20 protein-coding genes are annotated in these 23,682 nt (G+C 65.7%); 1 reads left to right on the forward strand and 19 read right to left on the reverse strand.

The window, feature by feature from the left end:
- Window positions 1-2 precede the first annotated feature (2 nt).
- From AC56KZ_RS04440 to AC56KZ_RS04495, 12 genes are all read right to left on the reverse strand, one after another.
- Window positions 3-2,054, reverse strand: coding sequence for a secretin GspD/PilQ domain-containing protein (locus tag AC56KZ_RS04440; protein ID WP_497160908.1), 2,052 nt, complete (start codon window positions 2,052-2,054; stop codon window positions 3-5).
- Window positions 2,054-2,650 (reverse strand): hypothetical protein, encoded by a 597-nt coding sequence (locus tag AC56KZ_RS04445; protein ID WP_497160909.1) that lies wholly within the window; start codon window positions 2,648-2,650, stop codon window positions 2,054-2,056. The genes AC56KZ_RS04440 and AC56KZ_RS04445 overlap by 1 nt, the downstream gene beginning before the upstream one ends.
- On the reverse strand, window positions 2,647-3,222 hold the full coding sequence (locus AC56KZ_RS04450) for a hypothetical protein (protein ID WP_497160910.1): 576 nt from the start codon (window positions 3,220-3,222) through the stop codon (window positions 2,647-2,649). The genes AC56KZ_RS04445 and AC56KZ_RS04450 overlap by 4 nt, the downstream gene beginning before the upstream one ends.
- Window positions 3,219-3,764 carry a PilN domain-containing protein gene (locus AC56KZ_RS04455; protein ID WP_497160911.1) on the reverse strand — a complete coding sequence of 182 codons (546 nt, stop codon included), beginning with the start codon at window positions 3,762-3,764 and terminating at the stop codon, window positions 3,219-3,221. The genes AC56KZ_RS04450 and AC56KZ_RS04455 overlap by 4 nt, the downstream gene beginning before the upstream one ends.
- Complete coding sequence (locus AC56KZ_RS04460) at window positions 3,761-4,597, reverse strand: hypothetical protein (protein WP_497160912.1); 837 nt, start codon at window positions 4,595-4,597, stop codon at window positions 3,761-3,763. The genes AC56KZ_RS04455 and AC56KZ_RS04460 overlap by 4 nt, the downstream gene beginning before the upstream one ends.
- Complete coding sequence (locus AC56KZ_RS04465; RefSeq protein ID WP_497160913.1) at window positions 4,590-6,239, reverse strand: GspE/PulE family protein; 1,650 nt, start codon at window positions 6,237-6,239, stop codon at window positions 4,590-4,592. The genes AC56KZ_RS04460 and AC56KZ_RS04465 overlap by 8 nt, the downstream gene beginning before the upstream one ends.
- Before the next feature lie 41 nt (window positions 6,240-6,280).
- The gene (locus AC56KZ_RS04470; RefSeq protein ID WP_497160914.1) at window positions 6,281-7,468 is read right to left on the reverse strand and encodes a type II secretion system F family protein; all 1,188 of its coding nucleotides are present in this window, start codon (window positions 7,466-7,468) and stop codon (window positions 6,281-6,283) included.
- Window positions 7,469-7,504: 36 nt separating this feature from the next.
- A complete protein-coding gene (gene gspG / locus AC56KZ_RS04475) occupies window positions 7,505-7,957 on the reverse strand; it encodes a type II secretion system major pseudopilin GspG (RefSeq protein ID WP_497160915.1) in 453 nt (150 codons plus the stop codon).
- Between the two features lie 161 nt (window positions 7,958-8,118).
- Complete coding sequence (locus AC56KZ_RS04480; protein ID WP_497160916.1) at window positions 8,119-11,304, reverse strand: S8 family serine peptidase; 3,186 nt, start codon at window positions 11,302-11,304, stop codon at window positions 8,119-8,121.
- A gap of 43 nt (window positions 11,305-11,347) precedes the next feature.
- Entirely contained in the window at window positions 11,348-12,088 is a 741-nt protein-coding gene (locus AC56KZ_RS04485) for an NF038120 family PEP-CTERM protein (protein WP_497160917.1), read from the reverse strand.
- A gap of 435 nt (window positions 12,089-12,523) precedes the next feature.
- The gene (locus AC56KZ_RS04490; RefSeq protein ID WP_497160918.1) at window positions 12,524-12,898 is read right to left on the reverse strand and encodes a hypothetical protein; all 375 of its coding nucleotides are present in this window, start codon (window positions 12,896-12,898) and stop codon (window positions 12,524-12,526) included.
- A gap of 129 nt (window positions 12,899-13,027) precedes the next feature.
- Window positions 13,028-13,447: a hypothetical protein gene (locus tag AC56KZ_RS04495; protein ID WP_497160919.1), complete on the reverse strand. Its 420-nt coding sequence runs from the start codon at window positions 13,445-13,447 to the stop codon at window positions 13,028-13,030.
- Window positions 13,448-13,793: 346 nt separating this feature from the next.
- Between AC56KZ_RS04495 and AC56KZ_RS04500 the strand changes: the two genes are divergently transcribed.
- Window positions 13,794-14,084, forward strand: a complete 291-nt coding sequence (locus AC56KZ_RS04500) for a hypothetical protein (protein WP_497160920.1) — start codon at window positions 13,794-13,796, stop codon at window positions 14,082-14,084.
- A gap of 102 nt (window positions 14,085-14,186) precedes the next feature.
- On the opposite strand, the gene AC56KZ_RS04505 is transcribed toward AC56KZ_RS04500, so the two are convergent.
- The 7 genes from AC56KZ_RS04505 to galE all read right to left on the reverse strand — a co-directional run bounded on the left by AC56KZ_RS04505 (window position 14,187) and on the right by galE (window position 23,599).
- The gene (locus AC56KZ_RS04505; protein WP_497160921.1) at window positions 14,187-14,771 is read right to left on the reverse strand and encodes an NF038129 family PEP-CTERM protein; all 585 of its coding nucleotides are present in this window, start codon (window positions 14,769-14,771) and stop codon (window positions 14,187-14,189) included.
- Between the two features lie 11 nt (window positions 14,772-14,782).
- Entirely contained in the window at window positions 14,783-17,779 is a 2,997-nt protein-coding gene (locus tag AC56KZ_RS04510) for an ExeM/NucH family extracellular endonuclease (protein WP_497160922.1), read from the reverse strand.
- A gap of 165 nt (window positions 17,780-17,944) precedes the next feature.
- Entirely contained in the window at window positions 17,945-19,069 is a 1,125-nt protein-coding gene (locus AC56KZ_RS04515; RefSeq protein ID WP_497160923.1) for a TIGR03790 family protein, read from the reverse strand.
- A gap of 10 nt (window positions 19,070-19,079) precedes the next feature.
- A complete protein-coding gene (locus AC56KZ_RS04520) occupies window positions 19,080-19,802 on the reverse strand; it encodes a PEP_CTERM-anchored TLD domain-containing protein (protein ID WP_497160924.1) in 723 nt (240 codons plus the stop codon).
- 166 nt (window positions 19,803-19,968) lie between these two features.
- Entirely contained in the window at window positions 19,969-21,399 is a 1,431-nt protein-coding gene (locus tag AC56KZ_RS04525) for a mannose-1-phosphate guanylyltransferase/mannose-6-phosphate isomerase (RefSeq protein WP_497160925.1), read from the reverse strand.
- 9 nt (window positions 21,400-21,408) lie between these two features.
- Window positions 21,409-22,560 (reverse strand): nucleotidyltransferase family protein, encoded by a 1,152-nt coding sequence (locus tag AC56KZ_RS04530; RefSeq protein ID WP_497160926.1) that lies wholly within the window; start codon window positions 22,558-22,560, stop codon window positions 21,409-21,411.
- 40 nt (window positions 22,561-22,600) lie between these two features.
- Window positions 22,601-23,599 (reverse strand): UDP-glucose 4-epimerase GalE, encoded by a 999-nt coding sequence (galE, locus tag AC56KZ_RS04535; RefSeq protein WP_497160927.1) that lies wholly within the window; start codon window positions 23,597-23,599, stop codon window positions 22,601-22,603.
- Window positions 23,600-23,682 lie beyond the last annotated feature (83 nt).

Here is a 23,682-nt window from a genome sequence, read left to right on the forward strand (position 1 = left end):
GATTACTGGCTCCGCGGCGGGGATAGCGGAACGCTTTGCGGCGCCGGGATCGGCGTCACCACCACGCCGCCGGCCGGCAGCGGCGTGACGGTCACGCCGGCGGCCGGCGCCGTGCCCGCTGCGGGCGTGGTCTGCGATGGCGTCGTCGGCAGCGCCGACGACGGCAGGCCGGGTGCCGGCACCGCCGTACCCGCCGGCGCGGCGGGGATCGCGGGCGCAGGTGTCGCGCCGGGCAAGCCAACCGCACTCGAGCTCACGGCAATCTGCGCTTCGGGACGGCGGCGGAAATTCGCCTCGGTACCGGCCGCGAATTCCGAGGCGCTGGCCGCCGGGCGCTGCAGCGTGCGCACCAGGTGCGGCGTGATCGACAGCACGATCTCGGTCTTGTCGAGCGTGTCGTTGGTGCGTCCGAACAGGCGGCCCAGGATCGGCAGGTGGCCCAGTCCCGGCACCTTGCTGCCGCTGCTGCGGTCTTCATTGTTGATCAGTCCGGCCAGCACCTGGTTTTCGCCATCCTTCAGCTGCAGCATCGTGCTGGCCGAGCGGGTGCCGATGCGGTAGGCCACCGAACCGGAATTCGTGCGCAGGGTATCGACCACGTTGCTCACCTCGAGCGAAATGCGGATCCCGACCTCGTTGTTCAGGTAGATGGTCGGCTCGACGTTGAGGGTCAGGCCGACATCGACATAGGTGACGTTCTCGGTTGCGAAATTGCCGACGCCGCCGCCGGTCGAGACGGTGGCCGAAATGTTCGGCACCTTGTCGCCGATGACGACCTTGGCTTTTTCCTTGTTGCGCACGCGGATGCGCGGATTGGCCAGGGTATTCGAGTCGCCGTCGGTGCGGTTTGCCGTTAGGCTGGCCGACACGCCGCTCACCCCGATGCGGCTGCTCGAGAGCGCGCGCAGGGCGTCGATCGTCAGCGCGGCGCCATTCGCGCCGGTCAGCGGCGAAAAGCCCAGCGTCGTCGGCCAGGCGATGCCCAGCTCGGTGACGCTGCTGCGCTTGATCTCGAGGATCTCGACGTCGAGCATCACTTCCGGCTCGGCCACGTCCTGCAGGGCCACCAGCTTGGTCGCCAGCCGGATCGCCTCGGGACTGTCGCGCACGATCACGAGGTTCAGTTTTTCGTCGATCACGACGTCGCGCGACTTGACGATGGTTTTCAGGGTATTGCCGATGCTCTTGGCGTCGGCATTGGCCAGGTAGAAGGTTTTGACCGTCTGCTCCTGGTACTCGCGCAATTTCACTGCGGTGTTCGGATAGATCATGATCGTATTGCCGTCCATGACCTGCTGCTCGAGCTGGTTGCTCATCAGGAGGTAATAGATGGCCGCTTCCACGTTGCTGTTCTTCAGAAAGATCGAGGTGCGGGTATCGGTCTTAACATCCTTGTCGAAGATGAAGTTCAGGCCCGAACGCTGGGAGATCACCTCGAACACCTGCTTCAGGGCCACGTCGCGAAACTCGATGCTGATCTGGGTGCGAAAGGCCGCAGCCAGCCCGCCCTGGGCGGGGCGCGCCATCTGCGCGTCCGCGATTTTCGCCAGCAGCTGGCGCGCCGGTTCGTAGTCCGGACGCTCGGTCAGCACTGCCGTGGCATGCTGGCGCGCCGTCTCCATGTCCTTTTGCTCGAAGGCCGCGTTGGCTGCGTCCATCAGTTTTACGTGACGGGCGTCGGCCTCGACCTGGCGCAGGCCGGCGCGGGCCCGTTCGTTGGCCGGATCGAAGGCCAGCACGCGCGTGTAATCCTGGGCCGCCGCGGCCGCCTGGCCACTGGCAAGGCGCCGTTCCGCGCTGTCCAGCAGGCGGGTGGCGGCGCGGTCGCGCGCGCTCAACAAGGCGACGCGGTAGCTGGCGTTGCCCGGATCGGCGGCGGCGGCTTCGCGGTACTTGGCAAGGCCGGCCTCGACTCGGTCTTGCGCGACCAGCTGCTGGCCCTCGCGGTAGGCGGCCTGGCCGGCGCAGCCGGCGAGAGAAAGGGATAGGGACAGGCCAAGCAGCGTCACGGCGCGCGGCGCCTGCCGGAACTTGCCATTCGGATGACTAGCCATCAGTCGAATGCTCCAATATTAAGCTGCTGAACCTGGTTCAAGGGCAGATAGGTAAGCGTCAGGATGGGCGGCGCGATGGCGTCGACCCGGTAGGTGCCGTCGATGACGGTCTTGATTTTCACGATATGGGTCTGATTGGCGCGCGCCAGGTAGACTTCCCAGGCGCCGTTCTCGCGCGCCTTGCCGAGCACTGTGAACGGCAGCGGCGGCGCGGTTGGCACGGGCGGCGGCGGCGGCACGAACTTCGGCTGCGGCGGTGGGGGCGGCGGCGGCGGGGTCCAGTCGCGAGCGCCGAACGCGTCGGCGCCTTCGCTCAGGCCGCCCTGCCCGATCAAGGCGTGGCGCGGCAGCAGGCGCAGGATATGCGGTGCGGCCTTGACGCTGCCGGCCGGCGCCGATACGGCCGACGCCGGCGCCGGCAGCAGCGCCGGCGTCTGCGCGCGCTGGGCCAGGCCTGGATCGGCGGCAGCCGTGGCTGGAGCCTGGGCCCTTTCCACCGGCTCGGCGATCTCGCCTTCCGGACTGTTGTCGCCAAGGGCGACCAGCGCGGCCGCCGCCACCAGGCCGGCGCCCATGATCATGTGGCGCGTCTTCATGGCGCAGCTCCCTGGCGTTCGTTCAGGTAGAAGGTCAGGCGGATGCGTGCTTCGACCGAGGCGTCGCCGATCGCGTCGCGCTTGAAGCTGATCTCGTCGAGCGCCGCGAACTGGATCGCCCGCAGCGCGCCGAGTGCGAAGCGCCAGATGGCGCCGTAATTGCCCTTGACCGGCATCGTCACCTGGTAGCTGTGCAGGCGCGCGTTGCGGTCGTAGGCGGCCTTGTATTCGCCCTGGCGCAGCACCAGGCCCGACTTCGCGGCCAGCGCGAACAGCGCCTTGACCTGCTGCTCGGTATGGCGGCGCTCGCCCAGGCTGCCGTAGAACAGGGCCAGGTGATGCTCGTCGGTGGCGGGCGCGGCCAGCACCAGCGGCGCCGCCACCGGCTCGGGCGCCGCGACGACGCGACTGGCCTGCACGGCCTGGCCAAGAAGGGTGCGCGCCGGCACCAGCCAGGCCAGCGCCAGCGCCGCGCCGATGCACAGCACCAGGGCGCCCAGCGCCACCGGGCTGGCAGCGCGCAATGCGATCTGCAGGCGCAGCCAGACCGTCGTGATCGCATTAGCACTCATTGCGGCCTCCATTGGGCGTCGAGCTGAAAGCGGATCGGCCGGTTCGGGTCTTGCTCGTTGATTTCGTGGCGGGTCAGCGCCACGTGCGCGAACCAGTCCGTTCCCTGCAGCCGTTCGACGTAGGCGAACATGTCGTCGCTGGCGCGCGCTTCGGCAGTGATGCGCAGCACATGCCGCTTCGCATCCGGCTCCAGCGCCAGCAGCGCCACCGACGCCGGCGTCGCGCCGGCGACGGCGTCGTGCAGGTCGCGCCAGGGCAGGTTCAGTTGCAGGATGGCGGCGTTCACCGCCGCCGCCTGCGCTTCGGTTGCCACTGGCGCGCGCGCCACGACAGGCGCGGCGACGGGTGTGGCGACGAGTGCGGTGCGCGCCGCCAGTTGCGCTTCAAAAGCGCGCTGTTCTTCCAGGTAGCGGTTCGCGACCACGCTCGCAGGCACGGCCAGGCAGATACCGGCGGCCAGCAGCAGCCAGGCCAGGCGCGGCGTGTGGAACAGCGTGCGGCGCAAGCCTGGCGGAGCGAAATCGATGCGGATGCGTTTCATGCGAGGCTCCCGGTGAGCGCCAGGCGGGCAGCAAGCGGCCACGCCGCCGGGGCCTGGCCGGCCAGCAGCATGCAGGCGCATTGTCCGGCGTCGGGCGCGGCCGCCCAGGCGGCGGCATAGCTGCTTCCTTCGGCGCCGCAGACCTGCACCAGGGCCGGCGGCGCGGCGCCGGTCAGCAAGGCTTCGCGCGCGATGTGGGTTTCGAACCAGGCACGGTCGGCGCCCGGCGGAATGACGGCGGTGCGCACCGCCACCAGCGCGCCGCGCTCGAACACGGCCAGCGTCAGCACCGCGCCGCCGGGTACAGCTCCCACCTGCGCGAACCAGGCGTGCGGGCGGCGCAGCTTGCGCCAGCCGTTCAGCGCTGCCACGAATTGCGGCGCTACTTCAACCAGGTGGAAGCGATGTTCGACGGCGCTTTGACGCAAGCTCGCCAGCAGGGGCGACGGCAGCGCGGCGGCCAGGAAGGGCCGGTCGGCATCCCAGTCGGCGCCGATCTGCCAGCCCGCGGGGGTCGCGCCGAACAGCGCCTGGAAGCGCAGCGCGGCGCCCGCTTCCAGGTCGGCCATGCGGCTGGCGCCCTGCGGCGGCGTGACTTGCCAGATGCGCGCCAGCTCATCGGCCAGCACGACCGTCACCGAGCGTCCGGCGCTCGGCACGTCGGCCAGCAGGCGGCGCAGGCCATTGCCAAGAGCGCCCGCGCCTTCGGCGGCGTCGAAGCCCGCCTCGGCCTGCAGGTTGTGCTTGCGCTGCAAGGCGCCGCTGGACTCGACCAGGGCCAGGCGGTCGGTGGCCACGCCGATGCGCAGGGTGTGCGTGAAGCGCTCAAGCATGCAGGGTCACCCGTTTGATTTCGTCGAGGGTGGTGGCGCCGCGCCGCACCAGGTCGAGCGCGGCCAGGCGCAGGCTGCGGGTGCCGTTGGCATAGGCGGCGGCCTTGATCTGGCGGATTGGGCGCTTGTCGACGATCAGCTCGCGGATCTCGTCGTTCAGAGTCAGGATTTCGGCGATCGAACGGCGGCCCTTGTAGCCGGTGCCGCGGCAGTCGCCGCAGCCCTTGCCGCGCATGAAGACATAGCCGCCGACTTCGTCGCGCTCGAGGTGCACGCCGGCCAGCTCGTCGTCCGTCGGGTCGTATTGCGTCGCGCAGTGCGGGCAGTTGGTGCGAATCAGGCGCTGGGCCCAGATGCCGTTCAGGGCCGACACGAAAGCGTAGGGATCGATCCCCATGTGGGTGAAGCGCCCGAACACATCGAACACGTTATTCGCGTGCACGGTGGTGAGCACCAGGTGGCCGGTCAGCGCCGACTGCACCGCGATTTCCGCGGTCTCGCGGTCGCGGATCTCGCCGACCATGATTTTATCCGGGTCGTGGCGCAGGATCGAACGCAGGCCCTTGGCGAAGGTCAGGCCCTTCTTTTCGTTGACCGGAATCTGCAGGATGCCCGGAAGCTGGTATTCGACCGGGTCTTCGATGGTGATGATCTTTTCGCGCCCGTTGTGGATTTCGGTGAGCGCCGCATACAGCGTGGTGGTCTTGCCCGAGCCGGTCGGCCCGGTCACCAGCAGCATGCCATAGGCTTCCTGCGCCAGCGTGCGCAGGGTCGCCAGCGAAGGCGCATCGAAGCCCAAGGCCTCGAGCGTCAAGGAGCCATAGGCTTCGATCATGGCGCGCTTGTCGAGGATACGGATCACCGCGTCTTCGCCATGGATGCTCGGCATGATCGATACCCGCAGGTCGATCTCGCGCCCGCCCGCCTCGACCCGGAAGCTGCCGTCCTGCGGCACGCGGCGTTCGGCGATGTCGAGTTCGGCGAGCACCTTCAGGCGCGAGATGATCTGCTCGGCGGTCTCGATGCCGCCGACCGAGGTCGCATGATCGAGCACGCCGTCGATCCGGTATTTCACGGCCAGGCCGCCGGCGGTGCTTTCCAAATGGATGTCCGAGGCGCCCGCTTTCAGCGCGTCGTACAGCGTCGAGTTGACCAGTTTGACGGCCGGGCTGGCCCCTTCCGAGACCGAGGCAAACGAGAGCACGGCGGCGGTCTTGCCGTCGCGCCGGCCTTCGGCGCCGGGCGCCAGCGTGTCGACCGCGCGCGCCGACTCTTCCTGCTTCGACAGGTAGGCCTGGATGTCCGACTGCAGCGCCAGGCGCATGTGCAGGGGCGCGCCGGCGCTGGCGCGCGCCTGGGTCGAGAGCCAGGTCTGCAGGTCGAGGTCGAAGGGATCGGCGATCACCCCGGTGAGTGCGCCGTCAAGCGCGCGCAGCAGCACGCAGTGGCGCGCCAGGGCCTGCGCCAGCGGCAACAGGTCGAAGGCCGGCGCCTGGCTCAGCATCTCGGCCGTTTCCATTACCGACAGGCCGAAGGGTTCGGCCAGTGCGCGCACGATCTGGCGCGGCTCGAGGCCGCTGGCCGCTTCCAGCTCGGCCACCAGGGGGCGCTGCGAAGCGCGGCTGGCGGCGCGGGCGCGCATCAATAGTGCCGCATCGAATCGGCCATTGTTCAGGGGGGCGTTCAGGACATGTCTCCGGCCAGGTCGAAAATAGGCATATACAGCAGCACCACGATCGCGCCCACCACCAGGCCGATGCCGGCCATCAGGAGCGGCTCGAAGGTACGCGTGAAGCGGTCGATCCAGCGGCTGATCTCGCCGTCGTAGAAAGCCGCGGACTGGGTCAGCATCGGCCCCATGTCGCCGGTACGTTCGCCAACGCGCAGCATGCGCAGCGAAATCGGGGTGGTCAGGCCGTGCGCCTCGAAGGCCGTCGACAGCGGCTGGCCGGATTCGATCTCCGCGCGCGCCGCGGCCAGGCGCGCGCGCATCGCCGGCGAGACCATGCCCTGCACGGTCTCGATGGCCTGGACGATGACGATGCCGCCTTCGGCCAGCATGCCCAGCGTCAGGTACAGCCGCGACAGTTCATAGATGCGCACGCGCTCGCCGATGCCGGGCAGGCGCTGCACCAGGCGCGCCAGGGCGCCGCTCCTGGACAGGTGGCGCAGTCCCAGCACGATGGCGGTCAGCAGGCTGGCCGCGCCGATCGCCAGCACGCTGCCATGGCTAGCGGCGAACTGGCCCCAGCCGAGCAGCATCTTCGACATCCACGGCAGGTCGCGCCCGGCGCCCTGGTAGACCTCGGCAAAGCGCGGCACCACATAGCCGATCAGGAAAAAGCTGACGCCGCCGCCGACCATCAGCAGGATGCTCGGGTAGATCGCGGCACTGACGAGTTTGGCGCGCACGACGTCGATGCGCTGCTGGTAGTCGATGAAACGGGAGAGCGATCGCGGCAGGTCGCTGGTGCCTTCGGCCGCGCGCACAATGCCGACATACAGCGGCGGAAACAGGTCGGGCTGCTCGGCCAGCACTTTGGAAAAACGCTTGCCTTCGCGCAGGCCGCCGAGCAGGCGCTCGAGCACGCCGCGCGTACCGGGATTGGTTTCCTTTTCCAGCAGCGCTTCAAGCCCTTCGACGATGCCGAGACCGGCCGACAGCAAGGCCAGCAATTCCTGGCTAAACAGCACCAGCGACAGGTGGCGGCTGCTTTTCTTGCGCCCCAAACCCCGTCCGACCGGCTCGACGGCGCTGATGTACAGGCCGCGCGCCTCCAGCTGGCGGCGTGCGTCGGCCTCGTCGGGCGCGTCGACGACCTGGCTGGCGATCGACATGTCGGGCGCAAGGGTACGGACTACAAACTGCATGGAAACCGCTTTCGGTGGGGAACTGACGAGCCCGCGTTATTGCGAGCTGACGTCGGCATCTTCGCCGGCGCCGCCCGGCTGGCCGTCGCGGCCGGTCGAGACGATCTCGTATTCACCCTTGCTGCCCGGCGAGCGGTACAGGTAAGGGTGGCCCCATGGATCTTGCGGAATGCCTTTTTTGAGGTAGGGACCGTTCCACTTCGGCGCCACCGCAGGCGGCGCGGCCATCAATGCGCCCAGGCCCTCCTCGCTGGTGGGATAACGGCCGATGTCGAGACGGTAGGTGTCGAGCGATTTCTCGAAAGACTCGATCTGCGCCTTGGCGATGGTCACCTGGGACTTGCCCAGCTGACTGAAATATTTCGGGCCGACGTAAGCGGCCAGCAAACCGATGATGACGATGACGACCAGCAATTCGAGCAGGGTGAAACCGGCGGCGCGTGCGCGCGCGACCGAAGTTGAGTTTGCGTGTGGCGTTACTGCGTGCATCCGACCAACTCCTCTGAAGTGAACTCTGCAAGGCTACCATGCCGCGAAGCGTTCGGACAATAAAAAAACGGCCGCGCCGGAGAACCGGGAAGCGGCCGCTTTTGCCGGCCGGGGCACACGCGCATGCTGCCGCGTGTGCCTGGCCTGCGGTAGTACCCGGCTTAGTCTTGCAGCTTCAGGATCGCACGCTCCGACTGTGCGGTCGGGACGCTTGCGGCACCGGTTTCAATGCGCACGACGGTCGTTGCCTGCACAGCACCGGCGAGGTCGGTGAAGTGGATGCCACCGAGGTAGCGACCGCCTGCGGCCAGACCCGACCAGCTCATGCCGATCGTGCTGTTGTTGCCGGCGACGACCTTGCCTGGCAGCGTGACCACGAAGTTGCTGCTGGCGTCAGCCGCGCTCACGACCCACGAGGACAGCTTGTGGGTCATTTCGGCGCTTGCCGGAGTGGTGCCGTAGGCGACGACGCAGACGCGGTAAGCGCCTGCCGCCGGGGCGGCCAATTGCACCGACTCGTTGCTGCCATCGTTGCCCGAGTAGGTCCAGGCGCCGTTTGGCGCGCGCACACCCAGATCGAAGTCGTCTGCGGCGCGGCTCACATCGGCCTGACGCAGGGCGAAGCGGGCGACATGCGCGCCGGCCGGGACGTTGACATCGTAGACCTTGACGGAGGCCGTGGACTGGCCGGTGTTGCAGACCGTCTGCAGCTGTGCCGACGACAGTGGCGTAGCCGTCAGGCTGACCATCTCGCCCATCGTGACGTTCTTCAGGCCGCCCTTGATCGAGCCCATGCGGCCCGTGAAGCCGGTCTTGACGGCGAATGCCTTGCTGCCCGAAACGCGGTCGCTGGTCAGTTCGGCCGGGGCCGTGATAGCCTTGCCGACCATGGCCTGGACAGGACTACGCACGGTGGCGCCGGCGCCGGTCCAGGTCAGGTCGCCGAAGCTCCACACGCCGGCAGCAGCCGTCGTTGGCGTCAGCTTGACGGTGAAGTTGCCCTTGGCGCCAGCTGCCAGTTCCAGCGTCGACGGCGTCACGACCGTCGTGAAGCCCGGAACCGATGCGTTGGCGGTGAAGGTCGCGCTGTTGCCGCTGACGTTGGTGACCGAACGGCGCACGGTGACGCTGCCCTGGACGCTGGCGACGGTGATCGACGGCAGGTTCAGGTTGTAGGTCTCGTCGAGGGTGCCGAAGGTGGTGCAATCGGAGGCTGGCGACACAGCCGGACGGTTCACTTTGCACTGGTAGGCGACATAGTCGGCCTTGCCGGCGTCGTACACCAGGCCAGGATTGGTGGCCTTTTGCGGGTCCACGTGGCCTGCGCCCTGCGCCCATGGCAGCAGACCGTTCTGGGCGCCGGCGAGGCCGTCGTTCAGGGTCGTGTAGGCAGTCGTCATCAGCGCCGACTTGACGGCGGCAGGCGACCATTCAGGATGCTGCTGGCGCAGCAGCAGGCCGAGGCCGGCCACGTGCGGGCTCGACATCGAGGTGCCCTGGTAGGAAGCGTAGGCATCCGGCGGTACGAAGGTGCCGGCAACGACGCCGTTGTGCTGGGCAACGGTCAGGGCCGGGGTGACGGCCGCGATGACGTCCACGCCAGGCGCGGTCAGGTCAGGCTTGAGGATGTTGGCGTCGCCGCGGTTCGGACCACGCGAGGAGAAACCGGCCATGATCGGCGCCGGCTTGACGCCGATGTAGAAAGCGCTCAAAGCCGAGGTTGCGTTGGCAGCCTGGGCAACGGCGTAGGCCTTGATCAGGGCGCCGTCTTCAGCGCTGACGTGGATCGTCGGCACCGAGTGGACTTCGCTGACCAGGCCGGCGCCGTTGTCGACCAGGATCATGCCGACGCCGCCGGCTTCCTTGACGGCCAGGCTCTTGTCGGTACGGGCATTGACTGCGCGGGTGCAGATCACGATCTTGCCGGCGACCTTGGCCGGGTCGAGCTTGACTTGCTGGCTGCCGGCCGCTGCAGCGGCATCGCTGAAGCAAAGGTTGGCAGCGCCGCCGCCGATGCCTGCATCTTCCGCACGGATCAGCGCGGTTTGCGGCAGTGGGATGTTGCTGTTCGAAGCGCCGAAGTAACGGACGCCGTTACCCAACACCACGTCGGCCTGGAACTTGCGGTCGTGAGTCGAAGCGGCAACCGTCGTCAGCCATGGGCTGATGTGGGCCACGGCATTGCCCGGGCCGCTGTTGCCGGCCGAAGCGGCCACGAACACGTTGGCCAGCGAGGCGCGGTAAAAGGCCTGCTCGACCGGATCGTTGACCGTGGTCTGCGAGCCGCTGATCGAGAAGTTGATGACGTTGACGCCATCCTTGACCGCTTCGTCGATCGCACTGACCGAGTCCGAGTTGAAGCAGCTGTTGCTGGCATTGGTGCCATCGGTGGCTGCAGGATTGTCGTAAGTCCAGCAGACTTTGTACGACGAAACGCGGGCGCGCGGAGCGATACCCGATGCTTCGCCCATCACGACGCCGCCGATGGTGACTGGAACGCCGGCGTTACCGGCGGCGGTCGACGCGGTGTGGTCGCCGTGGCCGCCATGGCCGCTGCTGATGCCGTTGCTGCCGATGTTCGAATCGCGCGGCGACAGGAACTCGCTCCAGTTCGTGACGCGGGTGCCGCCGGCCAGGTAACCGGCAGCGAAGAACTTGGCGCCGACGAGCTTGTTGTTGCAATGCTTGATCGGATCGAAGCCTTGGCCAGCCTGGCAGGAACCCTTGAAGGTCGCTGGTGGGCTGGTGTAGGCGAGCGTCGCGGTTGGATCGAAGGTCGGCTTGCCGTTGGCATCGACGCGGTCTGCGAACGATGGGTTTTCAGGCCAGATGCCGCCGTCGACGATACCGACGACCATGTTCTCGCCCTTGACGAGCGCACCGCCGCCGAATTGCGACCACAGGCCGCCGGCTTCGCTCAATTTCAGGAATTTTGCGGTCGAGATGGTGTCGACGTGGCGCGCCACGTCGGCTTGCACGTCGGCCACCGAAGGATTGTTTTTCAGCGCCAGGACTTGCTCGTCGGTCAGCATCACGGCGAAGCCGTTCAGCACGACGTCATAGTCGGCAATGATTTCGGCGCCGCCGATGGACGAGAGGACTTCGGTCTTGCGGTCACCCAGGTAATTTACATAGGCCTGGACGTGCGGCGAGCGGTAATCGAAAGCGACACCCGGCTCCGGCTGGGTCGGGGCAAGGCCCTCGACGCCGCCGACATAGGTTGCGGCCGGCGCATCCTGCAGCTGGACGATGTAGGCACGGCGGGTTTCCTGGGCGGTGGTGGTGCTCGCAACGCCGGCGAGCATGAGCATCACGGCGAACGAAATGGGGCGGAGGCTAAGCTTCATTGTGTTGTCTCGTATTGGGTGTTGTAAGAGAAGCTGTTGCGAATCAGATGCTGCGGCGGCGCGACAGGGCCAGGCCGGCGAGGCCGAGGCCGAACAGGCCCAGGGTCAGCGGTTCAGGCACTTCGTTCAGGACGATGTTGTCGATTGCAAAGTTCGACAGGTTCGAGGTGCGGTCGCAGCTGCCGCTGGCGTCGCAGGCAAAACCGAGGATGCGCACGAAGGCCACCTGGTTGTTACCGAAGGCGCCCAGGTTGTAATTGGCGAAGCGGAAGGCGCCACTGGTCGGACCGGCAAGCGAGAGCTGCGAAGCGGCGCCGACGAGGCCGCCGAGCGCGTTGTAGCCCTGCAGCTGCAGAATGCCGCTGACGGCAGGGAAGCTGGCCTGGCCTGCGCCGATGAAGCTGGCCTGCAGGCTACGCGTGACGAAGCGCGAGTTGTCCGCGAGGCCGATGATGACGAAGCCGTCATCCACGGCTGCGTAATAGCGGGAAGTGTTGTTGATTGGGCAGGTGATCGTGACGCAGCTGCCGGAGTCGCTGCCGTCAAGAATGAAACCAGCCAGGTCTCCAGGCTCGCGCGGCGTCACGCCGCCGTATGCTTCAAAGAAGTAATTGCCGACTGTGGTGCGGGTGTCCGTCGTGACGGTCCTTGGCGAGACACCTTCGAAGTCGATGGTGACCACGGCTGCCTGCGCAAAGGCGCAGGTGCTCAGTGCAGCGGCAGCGATCACGGTTTTCAGGAATTTTCCGGTGTTATTGATTTGTTTTTGTACGATTGTGGCCACGACGTCCCCAGTTCTAGTTAACTCTGCGATTAAGACCCTGCCCAGGCTTGTGACCTGGACTATTTATTTTGCTAGTGCGCACCATCTTGATGTCGCCCAGCGAACTCAGCACGAGTAGTTAAGCATGAAACGTGCCCGAATTAAATTTCCATTCCGAATCAGATACTTGGATGTAGGATTTTGCTTACGAAAACTCGGCTGTAAAGAAATCCGACAGATTTTTTGACAACAGATTGCGCAAATGGCAAATTTCGTTCGGCTGAAATGGTGCGCTGCCGCATTTGATTGCTAATTGGCAAGAAAATATGACTAGGCGGGAGTATGCGGAAGCTGGCGGCTGGGCGCCTGTCAGTCGACAAAAGTGCGCGCGCTGTGCAGCATGGGTTGCACAGCGGGAATGAGGGCGACGCCTCGGAAAGGCGCGCTAGAGGAACATCAGATGGGGTTATTGACCCCGGTGCGCAGCTGGCAGGTGCCCTTGATGCAGACGGCGCCCGGATCCGGCTTGATTTCGCAGGTCGAGACCATGCCGGAAGCGGCTACGCTCGCGCGCCGCATCTCGCTATGGCGCGCTGCCAGGTCGGTCAGGGACTCGGGCGATTTGACGGCGCTCGAATAGGCCAGGAAGCCCTCGGGTCCGCCGCAGGCACGGGCGCCGACGGGCAGCGTCTTGCATTGCGCCGAGTCGGTGCAGGCTGCGCCGCCGATGCCGTTGCGAATCCGCACCAGCAGGCTGGCGGCGTCCTCGCCTTGCCGGGCCGGGCCTCCAGCTGCGGCGACAGGGCTTGCCTTGGGCGCAGCTTGCGCCACGGGAGAAGGAGAGGTGCTTGCAGTACAACCGGCGCAAGCAAGGAGGAGGAGAAGAGTGAGTTGTCGCATTAACATATCATCACGCCAACTCTACAGCCCGTCAAGCGCCGCACGCTTGCCCTGCCCTGCCTAGATCGCGGAACCGCCGGCCGGCGCCAGCTGGCACGTACCGGCGACGCAGACTGCGCCCGGATCAGGGAAGAAGCGGCAGTTCGACAGGATGCCCGACTTTTCATGGATGTCCGCCCGTTCCTGCTTGTGGCGCTCGGCCAGGGCCAGCAGTTCCGCTTCGGGACTGCTGCTGGTGGAATACGCCAGGTAGCCTTCGGGGCCGCCGCAAGGACGCGAACCGATCGGCAAGGTGCGGCATTGCGAGGCGTCGGTGCAGGCCGCGTTGCCGATCAAGGCGCGGATCTGGTCCAGGGTATTGCCCTGCTTTGCGAGCGCCTTCGCTGAAGGCGCGGCAGGAGCCTGGGCAACAGGCGGCGAAGCAGGCTGATTCCCCTCCGGAGGCACGCCAGCCTCGGTGGTGCAAGCGGTAATGGCCATGGTCAAGGATAGTAAGAGTGTTCGCATGCCGCAGATAATCGCCCCTGCTCCGGTAGCGGTCAAGGTTGATTCGTTCTATTTCTAGCAAGTGCTCGGGATAAGGGTGCTTATCCGATCCCGCCTGCTGCCCTCGCCTTCGCCCTGCGCGTCGCGGATTCGCCACGCTTGAAAGGCGATTAAATATTGCCGTACGGCTATTTCTCCCAATCACTACTTAACAGCACCGATCTTCGCTCAAATAGATTCTAACGTTCAATATCTACTTGCAAAGCCACGAGAAAAAGTTTCCCTCTGAAAATTTATTCTCTACAATACGCCTGTCATCAACGAATTCCTGCAGAGCATCATGAAAATTCGCGCCCTCCGTTCCATCCTGAGCATTTCCCTCCTCGCCCTGTTGACCGCATGCGGTGGCGCCGATCTTCCGGCAGACGCCGGCTCCACTGCTACCGCGCTGACGGGCAGCAGCGGCCCGTCGACGGCGTCGATGAAAACTGCGCTGGCCGTGATGCCGGCTTCGGGCCAGCAGCCCTTGCCCGATTGCCACCCCGAAGGCTGCGCCGGACTGCGCATCATCGACGGCAATGCCGAAGCCTACCGCATCGATGCGATGCGCCGTGCCCAGCAAGGCAGCTGACCCCCATCCATTCGTTTGCGGCGAAAAAAAGGCACACCGGGCTGACGCCGGGTGTGCCTTTTTGCTTTGCCGGCGCCCGCAGGCGCCAGCAAGTTCAGGTGCTTAGTTGCGGCGTGCGCGCAGCGCGCCACCCATCAGGGCCAGGCCCAGGGCGAGCGAGGCCAGCGTGGCTGGTTCAGGCACTTCAGCGACGTTCACGAAAGCGTCGTTGACATCGACAAGGTCGTCCATACCCGGCATCAGGTCGATCCGCACCAGCGGTCCGTCTGCCAGCAGCGTCTGACCGAAGCCGATGCTGTAGAGCGTGACGGCAAAGGTGGTGCCGTCGCCTTCACCCAGCACGTCGAACATCACGTCAAAGCCGAACATCCCACCGAGGTTCACGTCCTGCAGAAAGCTCGAAAGCTGGCTGTTGCCGAGGATGACGCCGGCGTCAAGGTTGCCGCTGACGTCGCCCTCGGCCGTGCTGCCGCCAAAGCTGCCGCTGAAATTACTCAGTTTTGCGGTGGCCTCGGCGGAGGTGTCCAGACCGATGAAGCCGAAGTCGAAGACGCCGCTACCGGCCAGGCTCGAGGTGTCGATGGTGACGCGGTAAATCGGGGCGGCAGTGGCCACGCCGGCACCGGCGCCGCCCATCAGCATCAGCGCCAGGAGCGCGCGGGTGAACAGGGTTTTCAGGTTAAACATGGTTCAGTTCCTCAGAAAGTGCCGGTGAACAGCTTGGCGGTGTAGCCGATGCTGGTCTTCGATGGGTTGGTAAAGGTCGTGGTGACGGTGACCGATGCGCCGGGGGCGATCGACGCGGACGGCAGGGTCAGGTAAGGGGCACCGCCCTGGTCGCCGCTCTTGCCGTCTAGGGTCACGCCGGCCGTCAAGCCCTGCATCACCAGGTGCAGCGGGCCATTGATCGCAACGCCGCTGGTGTTGGTGATCTTAACCGTGCCGGTATACTTGCCGGTGACACGGTTCAGGGTCAGGCCCGAACGCACGATCGCGGTCGACGCAGTCGCATCGGCGAACGTTGGGGCCAGGCTCAGGCTGACGACCACCGGGTCGTGGTCCGACGCGCGGTAAGGGCCGGCCTGGTAGGGGTCCTGGCTGCTGGCGGCTTCGAGGTTGTAGTCGATCGCTTCCGGTTCGTCGGCATTCGCATGCCATTCGGTCACGCCGGCCACCTGCGCCGACAGGCTGCTGCTTGCCAGGGCGTGGTCGAGGTAGCCGCTTTCGGCGCCGAACACATACGAGTAAGGAATGCCGAGCGGACGCTGGAAGCGCTCGATCTCGTTGACGTAACCGGCCGCATTCAGCAGGCGGATCGGGTCTTCCATGCCGTAGGCGTTCATGTCGCCCACCACCAGCACGTCTGGGTCGTTGGCGGTGCTCGCCACCAGCGGCAGGAAATAGTCGCGCAGGCGTATGGACTGTTCGACGCGGTTGGCGTTCCAGCAGCCCTGGCCGTCGCCGCTGTCGGCGTTGCCGCCAGTAGAGCCGCCGCAGCCGCCCTTCGACTTCAGGTGGTTGACGACGAGCGAGAACTTGCCGCCGTTGGCTGCCTTGAAGGTCTGGGCAATTGGCGCGCGGTTGTTCACGTCGTCACCATCCGACAGCGCGGCGCCCACCAGGCTCACGGAGCCCGGCTTGTAGATCATCGCCACGCGGATCGCGTCGGTGCCGGTCGCGGTCGGCTTGGGCACGACCGCGTAGGTGCCGGCGCCCATCGTCGCATTGAGCTGGTCGACGAGGTAGGTGACAGCGATGTCGTCGTTGTTCTGGATCTCCATCAGGCCCACGACATCGGCATTCATGGCAGACAGCGAAGCAACGATCTTGTCGCGCTGGCGCACGAACTCGGCCATGTTGTCGGCCCCGCGGCAATTCGAACGGCTGGTGCTGTTACCGATCTTGCAGCCCTGGCCGGTGTTGCCCCAGGCATCGCCGCCGTTGGTGAAGGTAGTGAAGAAGTTCAGCACGTTGGCGCTGGCCACCTTGACGTTGCCGGCTGCAATTTGCGGGGCCGGGATGCGCTCGTTGGTGCGCGAGAAAATCGGGGCGACCGTTGGCTGGAGCTTGAAGGCTGCGCCGACATCGCCGCTGGCGCCGAAGTCGAGCACGCCGGTCAGGTCGGTGACGGTGTCGCCGGCGCGCACGGTGCCGTCCTGGAACAGGTAGGGAATGGTCGGCGGCGTGACGAAGATGCCGTCGTCGAGCACAACGACATTCGCGGCATTGGCAGCGGCCAGCGCTTTCGCTTCGTTCGTGCCGGGCGCAAAGCGGTTGGTCGGAATCTCGCGGCGGCCGGCGGACAGGGTCAGCTCGCCGCGGTTGGCGATCGAGCCGTTGCCGTTAACCGTCAGCGGGGTGGTAAAGCGCACCAGCATGGCTTCGAAACGGGCCAGGTCGGTGTTTGGCATCTCGACATTGGTCGGGGTGATGCTGCCGGTGCCGAGCTTGGTGGTGGCGGTGAGGTTGGTCAGTTCGGTGTACGAACGGGCCGCGCCGGTCGGCGTGTATTCGGTGACGGTGCCGGTCACGCGCACCAGGTCGCCGACGGCGACGCCGGCGCTCGAACCGAATACGAACAGGCCGTCCGAAGTGGCTGCATTGTTGTCGCCGCTCGGGTCCTGGATAAAGTAGCCGCTGCCGACGGTGGCGGTGACCACGCCCTGGGTCGTCTGCACGCTGTTGGCATACGCGCTCTTCGGCGCTGCGCCCTGGATCTGCGGGATGCTGAGCACGCCGGCGACGCGCACGGCGACGTTGCAGGTGGCGCTCTGGCCGTCGTTGTTACCGAAGGTGATCGTGACCGGGTAGTTGCCGGCGGCGACGCCGGCATCGACACTCAGGTTGGCGTTGGCACTCGTACCGGCGCCGGAGGCTGCCACGAAATTGCGCAGCGCGATGCCGCTGACCGCGCCCGCGCTGACTACCGCGCTGTTGACAGTGCTGTCGGTGTCACTGGCGCTCAGGGCTGCGCTGCCGGCGCTGCCTTGCTCAACTTGCAGGCTAGCCGGGCAAGAAGTCACGATCGGCTGCAGCGCCGGCGTCCCGCCACCGCCGGCGCAGACGTTGCGGGCGCTGGCGGTATTGCGCGGTGTCGGCGCGCCGGTGGCGAAGTCAGTATTGTTAGCATCGCTGTCGAGACAACCGCCATCCTTGCGCCGCGCGGCTACCGTATTCGACGGCGCCGGCGTTGGGCCGGTGCCTTCAAAGTAATTGGCGGTCGAGCCGAAGCCGACCACGTCGAGCACATTGGCGCCAGTCGGGCTGGTGCCGGTCAGCGCAGTACGATCGCTGACCAGCACGACCTTGCCTGCGGTGCCGCTCATGGTGGTGCTGCCCGGAGCGTCGGGAGTTGGCAAATCGACGGTACCGCCGGTGCCTGCCGATGCCTGCACCAGGTAGTACTGACCCGGCTGCAGGGTGATGGGGCCAACATTCGTGACTGCCCAGCTGTTGCCGGTCGCCGACGCATATTGCACGCTCCAGCTGCCGACGGTAACGGCTGCGCTGCTGCGATTGAACAGTTCGATGAAATCGTTCTTATACGTCGCGCCACTATTGCCGCCGCCGCCGTAGACCTGGCTGATGACAACACTTGCTGGAGCGGCCATGGCCGGCGAGGATAATCCAGCAAGGAGTGCCGCCAGAATGGTGAGCCGGCCAGCCGGCGTAATCGTTGCAACGTGCATGTTCATGAGCTTCCTAAAAGGATAAGGGCAGAATATTTGTTGTCGGTGCTACTAGTCATTTTATTACTAGAAACTATTTTACGCGTGAAATTTGACAGGAGAATGACGAACTGCAAGGGCTTCTCCTCCGGGATGAGGTAAGCCGACAACACATTGATTCTGCAGGGAAACTTAAGGAACGGGCGTGCTTGGAAAGGCTTGCTTTGGGGCATGCAAAAGCACATTCGGCGCACGGCGCGACGCGTATTGATACGGCGCCGCCAGCGGCTCGCCGATGAACAGGCCCTGGGCCGGCCAGGCCACGCTTTTCCAGTACGCTTCAATGGCGCTGTCGCCGTTCAGGTAATGACGCAACAGCACGCTCGGATTCGGGAATTTTTGCCAGTGGTTGCACGGCTCGCCCACCGTGCCATAGCTGGCGGTGGCGCCGGCGGCCAGCCAGCGCAGGCTGCTCATCTGGCTGGTGCCGAGCAGGTCGCCGCCATGCGAGGTCAGGTGGTCGGCGAGCGCGCCCGGCACGAAGCGCACGCTGTCGAGTCCATCGACCTGGGCCTTGCCGAGCTGGTAGACGAGCACGCCGCTGGCGTCGCGCAGGGTATCGGCGCGCAAGCGGTGGATCGTCACGCTGCCGTCCGCGGTTCGTCCGGGACGGGGAAAGAACGGTGCACGCACATTGCGCGCCGCATCCGTGGTCTCGAGATACCAGGCGTGCGCCGCGGGCGCATGAAACCCGCTGGCGACGCCGCGGTCGACCAGCGCGCGCGCCTGCGCGCTTGACTCGATCGGCAGCAGCATCGACAGGCGCATGCCGTGCTCGTGCAGGGGGCGGCGGCCAGCTGCATTGAAGTAAGTGCTCGGCTCCCCGGCGCGGCAGGTGTCGCGGCACAGCGCGGCATCGTAGCCGAGGGTGTAGGCGCCGGTAATGGACTGGCAGCCGACCTGGTAGGGCGCGGTCCAGACCATCAGCACGGCCTGCACCTCGGGCCCGAGGCGGCGGTCGATCTGCGCCTTCAGCAGGCGAAACTGCGCCGGATCGAGCGCGCGCGGCCGTCCCGGGATGCGCACGCGCACCACGTTCGCGGCCGGGATGGCGCGCCGCCGCCGGTAGTATTCGCCGACTTCGACGCTGTCCGGGTCGTCGTCGTTGATGACGATGGCGAGGTGGCGCGCCGCGAGGGGAGTATCGGGCGCGTCCGTGCCCGCAGCGGCGGCGGTGGGCAGCGCGAACGTCGACGCGATCGCGATTGCGAAGCACACTGCCTGGTGGCGCGCGCGCCGCCGCTGATGCTGCATCATCGGCCCGTCCTCAGGCCAGGTCTTGCCTGCCCTGCCGGCGCCGCCGCGCCAGCAGCGCCATGCCGAGCCCCCCGGCCAGCATCGCCGCCGCGCCCGGTTCGGGAATCGGCGACACCGCATACAGTTCGAGGGCGTCGATGGAGAAGAATTGCCCGCCCACAGAACCGTCGATGATGCTGCGCCCCTCCCCGGCCGGATCGCCATAGCTCAGGCGCCAGGACAATGCGGTATCGAGCCGGTCGTTGACCAGCAGGTCGGGTCCGGCGCCGAAGGTCGGTCCCTGGTCGAGGGCGTTGAAGGTCTGGAAGGCGCCCTGGCTGGGGAGTTCGAAGGTGCTCGGCACCTGCCGGTAAACAGCCGGCTCGGTGACATTGAACAGGAAGGCGGTGCGGCGGAAGTCGCGCTCGGTGACGTGCCAGCCGTCGCTCGACGACCAGCTCTGCGGGTTGTAGCCGCCGACCAGCCAGGCGTTGCCGCCCTGGTTCGAAACGCGCAGGAGCGTGAAGCTGGGGCCGCGCTCATCGACAGCGGCGTGGAAATCGGCCGAATCGTCGCCAGGCCGGCGCGTGTAAAGGTTCGAGAATACCTGGTCGCCGGCGCCGAGCCAGCGCTCGAGCTGGCCTTCCAGCACGGGATCGAGCGGCGGCGCGCCGGTTTGCGCGCTGGCATGGGTGAATGCCTGTGGTAGCGCAAGGGCCAGCGCGCATGCGCCGGCAGCAACGAGCGTCTTCATGTTCACCTCCGGATGGGGTTCACCGACGGTTCATTGTATGCCGCGCGCGTGGCGGCCTTCACACTGTTGACTTGGCGATCTTGCCCCGCAAGGAATGCTATCCCAGGACCACCAGGCGAAAAAAAACGGGCGTCTCCGCCCGTTTTTACCTGCCATTTTCCTGCGATCAGGAACGCTTGTAGATGTCCTCGAAGCGCACGATATCGTCTTCGCCGAGGTAGCTGCCCGACTGCACTTCGATGATGTGCAGCGGCAGTTTGCCCGGGTTCTCGAGACGGTGGTTCATGCCGATCGGGATATAAGTCGACTCGTTTTCCGACAGCAGGCTGATCTTGTCGCCGCAAGTGACGCGCGCCGTGCCCGACACGACCACCCAGTGCTCGGCACGGTGATGGTGCATCTGCAGCGACAGCTTTTCGCCCGGCTTGACGGTGATGCGCTTGACCTGGAAACGGTCGCCCGCATCGATGCCCTCGTAGTGGCCCCACGGGCGGTACACACGCGTGTGGTGCAAGTGCTCGGTGCGCTCCTTCGACTTCAGGTGCTCGACGACCTGCTTGACGCGCTGGACCTGGCTCTTGTGCGCGACCAGCACGGCATCCTGGGTTTCGACGACGACGATGTCTTCGACCCCGACCACCGCCACGATGCGGCTTTCGGCGCGTACCAGCGAGTTCTTGACGCCGTCGAGATAAACGTCGCCGCGCTGGGCGTTGCCGTTCTCGTCGTGCTGCTGCACTTCCCACAGCGCCGACCAGGAGCCGACGTCGCTCCAGCCGATGTCGGCCGGCACCACCACGGCGTCGCTCGTATGCTCCATCACCGCATAGTCGATCGAATCGGACGGGCAGCTCGAGAACGCTGCTTCGTCGAGGCGGCAGAAATCGAGGTCGCGGTAGCCGGTGGTGACGGCCTTTTCGGACGCCGCGGCGATTTCGGGGGCAAACTTCGTCAGTTCGGCCAGGTAACGGTCGGCCGAGAACATGAACATGCCGCTGTTCCAGTAGTAACCGCCGTCGGCGACGAAGGCTTCGGCGGTGGCCAGGTCCGGCTTCTCGACGAAGCGCTCGACCTTGTAGCAGGCGTCGCTGCCGGCCACGCTGTTCGAAACAGCGGCGCCGCGGCGGATATACCCGTAACCGGTCTCGGCGGACTTGGGCACGATGCCGAAGGTGGCCAGGCCCCCGCCCTGCACTTGCGTGGCAGCGCGCGCGACGGCTGCGCGAAAGGCTTCGGTATCGGTGATGACGTGGTCAGCCGGCAGCACCAGCATGATTGCTTCCGGATCGATCGCTTTCAGGTAATGCGCGGCCGCGGCCACTGCCGGAGCGGTATTGCGTCCAGCCGGCTCGAGCAGGATCCCCAGCGGCGTGATGCCGGCTGCACGCAGCTGCTCGGCCACCATGAAACGGTGGTCGTTGCCGCACACGACCAGCGGCGCCATCAGGCCAGGCAGGCCGGCCACGCGCAGCGCGGTGTCCTGCAACATGGTCTTGTCGGCCACGATCGGCAGAAGCTGCTTGGGCAGCACCGCGCGCGAGAGCGGCCAGAGGCGCGTTCCGGCACCGCCCGAGAGGATGACTGGATAAATTTTCATGCTTGCTTTCTATTGAGTGTTGCTGTTCTGGCCAGTGATTTCTTTACGGCTGCTGCGGCGCCGGTCGCGCGCATTCAGCCATTCCTCGGAACTGTATTCGGACACGTGCTTCATTTCGCCTTCACGGTCGACACTGTATTCCTTGAAGACGATCATTTCGTTCAGGGTCACGTCGTGCAGCACGCGAGTATATTCAAATAAGACGCTGCGCACAATTTCCGCACCTTCGCAGATGTGGCTGCCGTGGCCGATCCACGTCGGTCCGACGATATGCACGCCCGCCTCGATCTGGGTGCCGGAACCGATGTAGACCGGGCCCTCGATCGTGGTGCCGTTCCAGTCGATGCTGCTGTTGAGTCCAACCCACAGGCCCGGTTCGATCTGGGTGCCCGGCACGTCCATGTGGCTGACCTCGCCCATGAGGACGGTCTGCAAGGCTTCCCAGTAATCCGACATGGTGCCGATGTCGAGCCAGTTGAACGGGCGGCCCTGGGCGTAGAAGGGCAGGCCGCGTTCGGCCAGCAGCGGAAACAGTTCGGAACCGATGTCGAAGGGCACGCCCGACGGAATCAGGTCGACCACGCCGGGTTCAAAAATATAGATGCCGGTGCTGACGAAATTCGACAGCGCTTCTTCCTGGCTCGGCTTTTCCTGGAACTGCTTGATGCGTCCGTCTTCGTCAGTGACGACGACGCCATACGAGGACACTTTGTCCCACGGCACTTCCTTGGTGATGACGGTCGCCATCGCACCCTTGCGGCGATGCTCGAGCAGCGCCGCCTTCAGGTCGAGGTCGATCAGGGCGTCGCCGCACAGCACGATCGTGGTGTCATCGAAAAAGCCGCCGAATTCCTGGATTTTCTTCATGCCGCCGGCCGAGCCGATCGGCTCGGGCACGATGGTGCCGTCGTCGGTCGTGTAGCCTTCGAAGGAATAGCCGATCTGGACGCCGAACTGCTCGCCTTCGCCGAAGTATTCCTCGATTTTTTCATGCAGCCAACTGACGTTGACCATGATTTCCGTTACGCCGTGTTTCTTCAGATGCTCGACCAGGTAAGCCATCACCGGCTTGCCCAGCAGCGGAATCATCGGTTTCGGCAGGTCGTATGTCAGCGGGCGAACGCGCGTGCCCTTGCCCGCGGCGAGAATCATTGCTTTCATTCTTGTTGTCCTGTCTGTGTAGATGTTTGCATGCAGTCGTTTAGTGGTTCGCCGTCTGGTAGCGCCAGGTGTCGGCGCACATCGAGGCGACGTCGCGCGTCGCGACCCAGCCGAGCTCGTCGCGTGCGCGCGCCGGATCGGCGTAGCACTTGGCGATGTCGCCCGGACGGCGGTCGACGATCTGATACGGAATCGGACGGCCGCTGGCCGCCTCGAAGGCGCGCACCATTTCCAGCACACTGTTGCCACGGCCGGTGCCGAGGTTATAGGTCAACAAGCCAGGACCCTTGGCCAGTTTTTCCAGGGTTTTAACGTGGCCGATCGACAGGTCGACCACGTGGATGTAGTCGCGCATGCCGGTGCCATCCGGGGTCGGGTAGTCGCCGCCATACACCGACAGCTTTTCGCGCTGGCCGGTCGCGACCTGGGCGATGTAGGGCACCAGGTTGTTCGGGATGCCCGATGGCGACTCGCCGATCAGGCCGCTCTCGTGGGCGCCGACCGGGTTGAAGTAGCGCAACAGCGCAATGTGCCAGTCAGGCTGGGCCTTGATCAGGTCGCGCAGGATGTCTTCGATCATCAGCTTGCTGCGGCCGTAGGGATTCGTGGCCGAGAGCGGGAAGTCTTCCAGGATCGGCACCGAAGCCGGATCGCCATAGACGGTGGCCGAGGAGCTGAACACGAGCGTCTTGACGCCGAACTTGGCCATCGTTTCGAACAACACGACGCTGCCGGAGACATTGTTGTCGTAATAGCGCAGCGGCTCGGCCACCGATTCGCCGACCGCTTTCAGGCCGGCGAAGTGGATCACGGCGTCGACCTTGTGCAGGGCGAAAGCCGCCTCCATGGCCGCACGGTCGCGGATGTCGGCCTCGACCAGCTCGAAGCTTTTGCCGGTAATTTGCTGAACGCGCTCTTGCACCGAGCGCTGGGCGTTGGAGAGATTGTCGACCACGACCACGTCGTACCCGGCTTGTTGCAATTCGACGACGGTGTGGGAACCGATGTAACCCACGCCGCCCGTAACCAGAATCTTCATTGTCGTCACTCTCTTTGATTGTTGTTGCGCGCCTGTATCGGCGCTCCAGAACGGCGCACAAGGCGCCGTCACCCTCTTTGTCT

Source organism: Telluria sp. LT2P34, from assembly GCF_059685915.1.